Raw genomic sequence first — 7923 nt, 5'->3', positions numbered from 1 at the left:
AAAGGCTCACACACAACGCAGGACTAGGGAAATTATGAGGGGATCCGTCAGCGCCTTGCTATACGTTTTTTTCGTCGCCTGTTTTTTAGCTCAATTAAACTGCGAGTAAAGCTACGCTGTTTAATCCATAACACTTCAAAAGCGTAAATAGGTGAGAAGATTAGATGTTGAACCTCCTGAGGAAACGCATCAATATCACCGAAAGCCCCTAACTTAACGAACACCACATAAAAAAGCATACACATAATGAAAACAGTCAGATAGAAATACGTTCTTGCTATGTTCCATGTAATTTCGTGGGGATTACTGTATATCAAGTAATAGGCTCGAATCCGTTTCCATTTTCTAATGCGCCAAAACTTTTTAATTGTTAATGGTGCTTTAGCAAAACCTTTGACAATAAGCTTTCCTAGCTTTCCTAGGTATGGTGAAAATAGAGCTAACAATAAGCTCATGATGACCTGAGGGTCTAAAATCAGTTCTAAAATATCCATACTTCCTCAAACGTATAACGCCAAGCTAACGTGCCCGAGACCTTGGCATAAACTTTTGCGAAGCAAAAATGCTACGCGTTCTGGGGCACTGTTGAGCGCCTTGTTAGTAGGTTTTACCTACCTTGTTCAACCCAGTTTTGGATCACCTCATTCACATCTTGGTTGTAGTAAACAACTTGATATTTTTCGCCTAAAAAAGCGGTATCAAAAATCTTTTTATAATTTGTAGACTCCCTTGTCGACATTGTTGGTTTTGCCAACATAAAATATCGCTCTGAAACATCTCCATATATGTTTCTATAGCGTAGTCTGACATACGTGGATAAGTTAATAGCTGTGCTCATGTTCGTATCAGAATTTTTAACTGCAAAATCATACTGATATTTTTCCCAAAGTTGATAAGACTTTTCAGATTTGGAAATTAAAGTTGTATTTTGATCTTTTATTTCGGACTTCATGAATTCAGACCTAATAGGTTTGACTACGAAGTACTGTTTTCTAAACTCAGAGTCAGAACTTGTTTGGGCATAAAGTATAGTCATGACTTCACTTTGAAGGTCAAACCACTCACCGGCTCGGTTTATTATTTTAACTGTATCGGCTTCATCAGCTAGACGTACAACTTCAATTTGCGGATATGTTTTATAAGAATTGTACCTTGCAGTTGTTTCATTCATAGCCACTTGAGAGCTAGCAACCCATAACTGAGCTCCACTGATGACTAAGCTTAGCCCTCCGATAAAGAATATAGTGATCAGTTTTTCATATCGTTTCGCTATGATGTTCAACCATCGACAAAGTTTGCGCATTTTCTAATCCTTACTAGGCTGCTGCTAACCTGCACTGCACTCCTGCAAAGCCACTGTAATCACAGAACTCAACAAAAAACGAAAATGCCGAGCATTAGCAGGCTGCTTAAGTAATTTGTTATAAAACTTTCCAAGCAGTTACAGAGAAAGCACCAAGGTCCTTATCTAACACTTTCTGACCTGCTTTGTGAGAAAAAGTGCTCAAAGACCTATACAGTTTTGTACTCGTTCCTTCTTGCTTGTCGAGAACGAGCAAGACATACTTTTCTTCCGGTATTTCCTTTGATGTCAATTTGTCAAAGTCAGCCCGCAAGCTATTCATAACTTTTGATTGAAAGTTGCCACCTAGTACTTTTACCTCACATGCGAAAACACCTTCCTGATACAAATCGTACTTACTTTTCGTTGCGTTTGTTTGCAAGTCTTCCTGCTCAAGGTAAAGAAAGATTTGTCCTTGAAGCCATAACTCTCTACATCCGCCAGCTTTGAATATTTTACTTATTTGGTTTCCGTGAACATCGAAGAAATCACTCATCCAGCTAATATTGCTCAAATGTACCTCACTGTTTTATAACGAATGACATGGATTCCCCCTACCGAGGATCTGCCACACTTATGTGGTACTTAAATGCATCGGAGGCACCATGTCTGATTATTCTTATTTCTACGGTATCGACCTAGCTAAAAACCACTTCAGTATTCATGCTGTAGACCAAAATGGTAACGTCATACTTCATAAGTCAGTAACCCGCTCTAAACTACTGACTACAATAGCAAATATGCCACTCATGCGTATAGGCGTTGAAGCGTGTGGTGGTGCACATTATTGGGCAAGAACACTCAATAAACTGGGTCACGACGCCCGTATCATGGCCGTTAAATACGTGGTTCCTTATCGAACTAAAGGGAAGAACGACCTTAATGATGCAGTAGCTATCTGCGAAGCTGTTCAGCGTCCATCTACTCGCTTTGTGCCCATACCCCCCCGATCAACAAGCTATCTTATCGGTACATAGAATGAGAGAGCATTGGGTTCGTGAACGCACCGCGCTTATGAATCGCATGCGTGCCCTACTCTCTGAATTCGGGTTGATCATTCCTGTTGGCCGCTCTTCATTAATGAAACACGTTCCCTTAATGCTTGAAGACGCAGAAAGTGAACTACCACACCTCGCAAGAACGGTGATTGCCGATGCTTATCACCACCTTGGTGAATTGAATCAGCGTATTGCCGATACTGAACAAGTTTTCGATTCTTTTGCTAAGGTCAGCGCTAATGTTCAGCGAGTGATGAAGGTTCGAGGAATTGGGCCGCAAACTGCAACAACGATACTCGCTTCGATAGGTAACGGCTCTCAATTTGATAAAAGCCGTGATTTCTCTGCTTGGCTAGGATTCGTACCAAAACAATATTCGACGGGAGGAAAGCCACGCTTAGGTCGGATAACCAAACATGGCGATAAATACTTACGAACACTATTAGTTCATGGCGCAAGGACCGTAATTGCCAACCTTGGCGACAAGCAAGATAAGTTAAGTCAGTGGTTTCGAGGCGTTCTAGAACGAAGAGGAATGAACCGAGCGATAGTGGCACTTGCCGCGAAGAACGCACGAATTATATGGTCGCTTTTACACAATCAAACAGAATACGAAAACTATGCTGCTTAAGTAAAAAACTAAGCAGCATAAAGAGTTAAACCCACCGGGTCATTGCAGACGCTAATGATGGAGATAGGTTAAGACCACTTGCGGAGAGCCTGTTAATGCGGCGGACACACTAGATGTCATCTAACGAATAAGGCACCGCAGTCGCGTAAGTCATCAGGGCCACGACGTATGCGAATCGTCGATAAGTAGACCGAATGTAGAGCGGCACTCCAAAACCCATCAACATAAGTTTAGCGGATGTTTGACAACCGAGGGAATCCATGTAGCCGCATTAAGGTGTGAGCAACGCTACCACGAAGCCTAACCATACCACCGTAAGCATGAAACCCAACGATGGAATAAAAAATGCTAAGCGTTGGGAGTCACTCTTAAATGCTTGTATGGATAATAAGCGCTCCAATCGGGTAAGGTGAGACCCAGACTTTAGCTGCAACTAAAGTTCTTCTATCTGGTAGTTCGATTAAATGCTGGTTCCTCTATCGAGAGACCGATAACAAGTACGAACGCCAGATAGAACCCCAAGCACCACACTCGAATAGTCTTCTGGGTCTCGAGCCCGCATTTGCAAGCAAGAGTTAGCTTATTATGAATACAAACACACTTCAAAACATTAATGTCGGCGTTGATACAGGCAAATCACAATTAGACATTTACATCCGTCCTCTCGATATTTACTTCACTGTCCCCAACAATGAAAAAGGCATCAACGAAGCGGTAAAAACTATCGCTAAACACCGCCCTAGCCGCGTGGTTATCGAAGCGACTGGTCAATTGGAAATGCCTTTCATATTTGCCTGCGACAAAGCAAAACTTCCATACGTCATTGCTAACCCTTTGCACGTAAAAAGATTTGCTGGAGCCATTGGACGAAGAGCTTGTTAGGGCTCTATTTTAAACGTAGACAAAACTTGTTTGAAACCACCAGTAACTTTTTCTAAATCTTCTGTTGCCACCTGATTAGTCAAATATGCTACTTTCTCGAGCGAGGCAAAAGAATAAGACTCTGACACATGAGGTACATCAATATTAACAACCGAGATATTAAATTCATATTTAAAGCCATTAAACTCGGTACCATTGATAAATGTCTTAGCTTCTTTTATTTCATTATCACTACCTAGGTTTAATATACTGGGGATTGCTTTAATGCGAGCTTCAATATCCAGTTCAACAAACTCTTTAAGTTCGAATGATTGATCTGTTGGATATACTTCTATTTTAATGATTGCGTATCCAGGAGACTCAACAAAAACAAATCTAACATCTTCGTTTACGAAGTCTTCAGTGACTTCCCAATTTGCAGGGTAAGAAAATGAAAGCCCATCTTTTTCGTATTTTAATTGATTGTTCATATCCGCAGGTTTTTCTGAACATGCCGATATAAAAAATAATAAAACGAGAATATTTAGATACTTCATAATTGATTGAAACTCCTAGAGCCCTAACGCCCATTTAAGGGGCTGATAATAGTTTGCTAAAATTATGTAGCGAAGCGAAACCGAGCAAACTGTTAGCAGTCCCGCTTTAAATTCTTGTGAGGTATACTCTTCACCGAAACTCTCGTAACACTTTGAAAAGTAACCCCAAACTCTGATTATTAACTTGGTTATTTCGAACTCAAAGCCAATTTTGCGCACCAAAGTTAATACACTTTCAGTTAATTCTATATCAATGCACTCAACGCAAAGTAATGGAAATGGTAAGTGATAATACCATTCGCTATCCCAGCCCGATATGTAGCCATTAACTACCTTAGTACTGTAGCAAGGCGGATTAGGGAGTTCTCGCATTTCCGAGATGAGTTCATTCCATTTTGTGTTGTTGGCCGCACCAACAAATTGCTTTTCAGCAATGATCCTTTTAGCTTCTTTCACGTCCTGTTCATCGGACACTGCATCAGCCATTGGCAGAAGACTCATGTGTATACCTAACGCCGCAATCTTGCGAACCCCCTCATAATCAGGCGTAAAAACAATGAGGTAGACGCGCATCGCCGTCTTTGATCTAATGAATATCGCTGAACACACATTTCGAACAAGTGGGTTAACAATGCGCGACATTCAGGTTCTACAACAAACCATACAAAACCAATGCCCCTCCATTCACAAAAAACGCGTTAGTTCTCTGATGCTTGCTACAAAAAGTGTACTTGACGGCTCAGACTTGAAACTAATACCACGGTAAAACATGCGATCAAACGCGTTGATAGACTGCTTGGAAATCGCCAACTACATCGTGTTAATTGCTTTGTTACACGATCTTTGTCAACGCTTCGCTTTAATTGATAAAGAATTGATTTGCCAAGATTTACTGTAAATTGAGTTTAATTAGACTGGTTCAATTAAGCGAGCAAAATATCATTTCAACGGCAATAACTGTGAAACGAAACAATCCCTTTTTCTTACGCCATTTGTACGATCTGGTTTCAGCAAGTTTTAAGCTGACAAACCAAATATCCTTACCACAATTGGGATTGAAAATGCTAAGAAGAAAACACTGATACAGGATAAAATGAGGCATAACCAAATAACAATTGAAGCGTAAATTAGCTGCTGAAACTCCTGAATTTAGGGCAATAATAGTTCAATGCCGAACCTGATGAAATGAAAACTAAAAGGCAACAAAGAAGAAGGAAACTCACCCTACCTTACACCTAAAAAACTAACGGCTCAATCGCTGAACTGAGCCAAAAAACTGCGATCTTAGAGTTCGTGTAACGCCTTGCTAAGTGGCGGCCAACGTAACACCTAACCTAAAGCAAAGTACCTTAACCACAAAACCACTTGGAACCAAAAATGCCGCGCGTTGGCTGTCAGTCTTTAGCAATTTGTTATAGTGCCTTACCATTAACAAGTGACCAATGATGAGGCATTAATTCTCGTATCGTTTTGAATACTAGTTTATTTTCTGATTTAGCGTCGTAGCGACACCATTAAAGAACCCTATAGTGTAACCCTCAATATCACAAGAACCGGCACAGGCATGGGCGGGGGATATCATGCAAAGCAAAAAGACACTTGTTAGTTTATTCACAGTATTGCTCCTCTGCAGGGAGCGATGTGCTGACTGAACCATCTAGCAAATGATTGTAAGTAAGGTAAGCCACCGTTCTAGCTTTAGTGTTGTAGGTCAGCGCTGTGATTGTTTTGGATGTATTGGTTCTATCTCTTACGGGGATACGGACAAATTTTTTACAAGCGATGACTTTATCGTATTCGTCACCTATCGCCATGGCTTTGTCAACATTAGCCTCAGTCTTCTCACTCCAATTGTAATATAGGTTTTTCTGAGTTTGAAGTGCATCTTGCTTCAATGCATTGCGTACGGGTTCTGACACTTCTAACGCATTGATAAATGCCTCTATATCATCGCGTATTCCGTCTTTATTTTCATCACGACCTGTCAGGGAGTCACTTCTGTCTAATGTGTAATCAAATTTTCGGTACAGCAGAGTAAATTGGTCATCAATTGTAGGCTGAGACTTAAGCTCTGCTGCGAGCGCCGGCGTTTTTTTTAAACTCTGATGGTGTTGATTGTGATTTGGGTCTGAAGGCGTGGTGTTTTGCTGGTTACATCCAGCGAGAAACAACAGAGCAAATAGCAATAACTTTTTCATATGAATAGTCCATGTTTTTTATGAATATTACATGTGTGCTTGTTGATAGACCAATTGCGTTTTGTTATACCGAGTAATAACAATGGTACGGTTTTGTACGTTAAGCATTAAATCAATGATTTGGAACGGTGCGCTGTTTAGCTGGATCCTACGGTCATTAGCAAAAAGCAATCAAAAATCAGTATAGGCTTTGTTGCGTAATTAAATTTAGAGATAGAGCCACCCCGTTTCGCGTATTTCTTAGTCAATACGACAAATTTCAGGCATACCTAACCCAGTAAGCTTGTTCAACGCTTTTATCATCGCGTAAGTTTCACCCACCTGGGCATTGTAATTTCTGGCAACCCACGGCGAGATTTCGAGGGTGACCACGCTCCCAGAAGGCTGCCCCTTTTCTTGGGGGAATAAGCGCAATGGCTCCCTTAATCTTAATAGCAGCGTGACACGCTCTCGTGTCGTAAGCGCCATCACCAGACACCTCAAGGATACTTCGGCGTGTTTGTTTCAGTAAGTTCGGGAGTACTTCTCCATCTGTAACCGTCGATAAACTTAGCTCGGCGGCAATGATCTCATGAGTGCTGTAGTGGTCTAATGATCCCGGACACCAAATTAGGTGGTAAAGTCTCCACCATAAATGAGGTGTTCAATGACAAAACGACAACGACGTACATTTTCTACTGAGTTCAAACTAGATACTGCAAGTTTGGTTCTTGATCAAGGGTACTCCATACCTGAAGCAGCTAACTCTATGGGCGTAGGTGAAACGGCTTTACGGCGATGGGTCGACCAACTCAAAGTTGAGCGAGGTGGGATGACTCCAACGGCTAAAGCCCTCACGCCTGAGCAAAAGAAAATCCAAGAGTTAGAAGCCCGGATTAACCGGCTAGAACGAGAAAAATCCATATTAAAAAAGGCCACCGCTCTCTTAATGTCGGACGAACTCGAACGTTCTCGTTAATAGACAAGTTGAGGGAGCATGAATCGGTCAAAATGCTTTGCGAACTGTTCAACGTAGCTTCGTCTTGTTACTACGAGTTTAAGCAACGTAAGCCGGATGCCAGTCGCATTCGTCTAGCTAGCCAAATTAAAGAACTCTTCAACATGAGTCGAGGCTCTGCTGGCAGCCGTACTTGTCTCGATGCTGAGCGAAGAAGGCATAAAGCCGGACGATTCAAGGTTCGCATCGATATAGACATGCAAAAGTAGAAAGGCCAGATATTCCAAATCTACTGAAGCGTGAGTTTTCTGTCAGTACTCCGAATCGTGTTTGGTGTGGCGATATTATACCAATTCCATTAATTAACTTACCAATCGAGTCCAATCTCTAAAGCAGAGG

6 protein-coding genes and 6 pseudogenes are annotated in these 7923 nt (G+C 41.4%); 4 read left to right on the top strand and 8 right to left on the bottom strand.

From position 1 onward, the window contains the following. Positions 1 to 47: 47 nt before the first annotated feature. The 3 genes from AB6E08_RS22090 to AB6E08_RS22080 form a co-directional block, all read right to left on the bottom strand. Positions 48 to 494, bottom strand: coding sequence for a hypothetical protein (locus tag AB6E08_RS22090; protein ID WP_102503319.1), 447 nt, complete (start codon positions 492 to 494; stop codon positions 48 to 50). A gap of 113 nt (positions 495 to 607) precedes the next feature. Continuing rightward, positions 608 to 1303: a hypothetical protein gene (locus AB6E08_RS22085; protein ID WP_193836164.1), complete on the bottom strand. Its 696-nt coding sequence runs from the start codon at positions 1301 to 1303 to the stop codon at positions 608 to 610. 118 nt (positions 1304 to 1421) lie between these two features. Then, positions 1422 to 1856 (bottom strand): hypothetical protein, encoded by a 435-nt coding sequence (locus AB6E08_RS22080; RefSeq protein ID WP_193836163.1) that lies wholly within the window; start codon positions 1854 to 1856, stop codon positions 1422 to 1424. 91 nt (positions 1857 to 1947) lie between these two features. Between AB6E08_RS22080 and AB6E08_RS22075 the strand changes: the two are divergent. Together AB6E08_RS22075 and AB6E08_RS22070 are read left to right on the top strand one after the other, a co-directional pair. Next, positions 1948 to 2971: pseudogene (locus AB6E08_RS22075) on the top strand (IS110 family transposase). A gap of 585 nt (positions 2972 to 3556) precedes the next feature. Next, positions 3557 to 3847: pseudogene (locus AB6E08_RS22070) on the top strand (transposase); the annotation flags it as partial. A gap of 2 nt (positions 3848 to 3849) precedes the next feature. On the opposite strand, the gene AB6E08_RS22065 reads toward AB6E08_RS22070, so the two are convergent. Further along, a complete protein-coding gene (locus AB6E08_RS22065) occupies positions 3850 to 4389 on the bottom strand; it encodes a hypothetical protein (RefSeq protein ID WP_372064857.1) in 540 nt (179 codons plus the stop codon). Positions 4390 to 4404: 15 nt separating this feature from the next. Beyond that, positions 4405 to 4962 carry a DUF6678 family protein gene (locus AB6E08_RS22060; RefSeq protein ID WP_372160276.1) on the bottom strand — a complete coding sequence of 186 codons (558 nt, stop codon included), beginning with the start codon at positions 4960 to 4962 and terminating at the stop codon, positions 4405 to 4407. Positions 4963 to 5020: 58 nt separating this feature from the next. Between AB6E08_RS22060 and AB6E08_RS22055 the strand changes: the two are divergent. Further along, a pseudogene (locus tag AB6E08_RS22055) lies at positions 5021 to 5202 on the top strand (transposase); the annotation flags it as partial. A gap of 599 nt (positions 5203 to 5801) precedes the next feature. Here the strand turns inward: AB6E08_RS22055 and AB6E08_RS22050 are convergent. The 3 genes and pseudogenes from AB6E08_RS22050 to AB6E08_RS22040 all read right to left on the bottom strand — a co-directional run. Next, positions 5802 to 5879: pseudogene (locus AB6E08_RS22050) on the bottom strand (cytidine deaminase); the annotation flags it as partial. A gap of 117 nt (positions 5880 to 5996) precedes the next feature. Then, the gene (locus AB6E08_RS22045) at positions 5997 to 6587 is read right to left on the bottom strand and encodes a chromosome partitioning protein ParA (RefSeq protein WP_372064851.1); all 591 of its coding nucleotides are present in this window, start codon (positions 6585 to 6587) and stop codon (positions 5997 to 5999) included. Between the two features lie 240 nt (positions 6588 to 6827). Next, positions 6828 to 7215 (bottom strand): annotated as a pseudogene (locus tag AB6E08_RS22040) (transposase); the annotation flags it as partial. Between the two features lie 18 nt (positions 7216 to 7233). On the opposite strand from AB6E08_RS22040, the pseudogene AB6E08_RS22035 reads away from it, so the two are divergent. Further along, positions 7234 to 7870, top strand: a pseudogene (locus tag AB6E08_RS22035) (transposase); the annotation flags it as partial. Positions 7871 to 7923 lie beyond the last annotated feature (53 nt).

This window comes from Vibrio sp. 10N.247.310.24 (genome assembly GCF_041467175.1).
In the GTDB taxonomy this organism is placed as follows: domain Bacteria; phylum Pseudomonadota; class Gammaproteobacteria; order Enterobacterales; family Vibrionaceae; genus Vibrio; species Vibrio tasmaniensis_A.
The sequence above is the reverse complement of the archived record's forward strand: the minus strand, read 5'-3'. Positions and strand labels throughout refer to the sequence as shown.

Coding starts and splice junctions, on each gene's coding strand:
- AB6E08_RS22090 (WP_102503319.1), bottom strand. CDS start 494: ATGGATATTTTAGAACTGATTTTAGACCCTCAGGTCATCATGAGCTTA.
- AB6E08_RS22085 (WP_193836164.1), bottom strand. CDS start 1,303: ATGCGCAAACTTTGTCGATGGTTGAACATCATAGCGAAACGATATGAA.
- AB6E08_RS22065 (WP_372064857.1), bottom strand. CDS start 4,389: ATGAAGTATCTAAATATTCTCGTTTTATTATTTTTTATATCGGCATGT.
- AB6E08_RS22060 (WP_372160276.1), bottom strand. CDS start 4,962: ATGCGCGTCTACCTCATTGTTTTTACGCCTGATTATGAGGGGGTTCGC.
- AB6E08_RS22045 (WP_372064851.1), bottom strand. CDS start 6,587: ATGAAAAAGTTATTGCTATTTGCTCTGTTGTTTCTCGCTGGATGTAAC.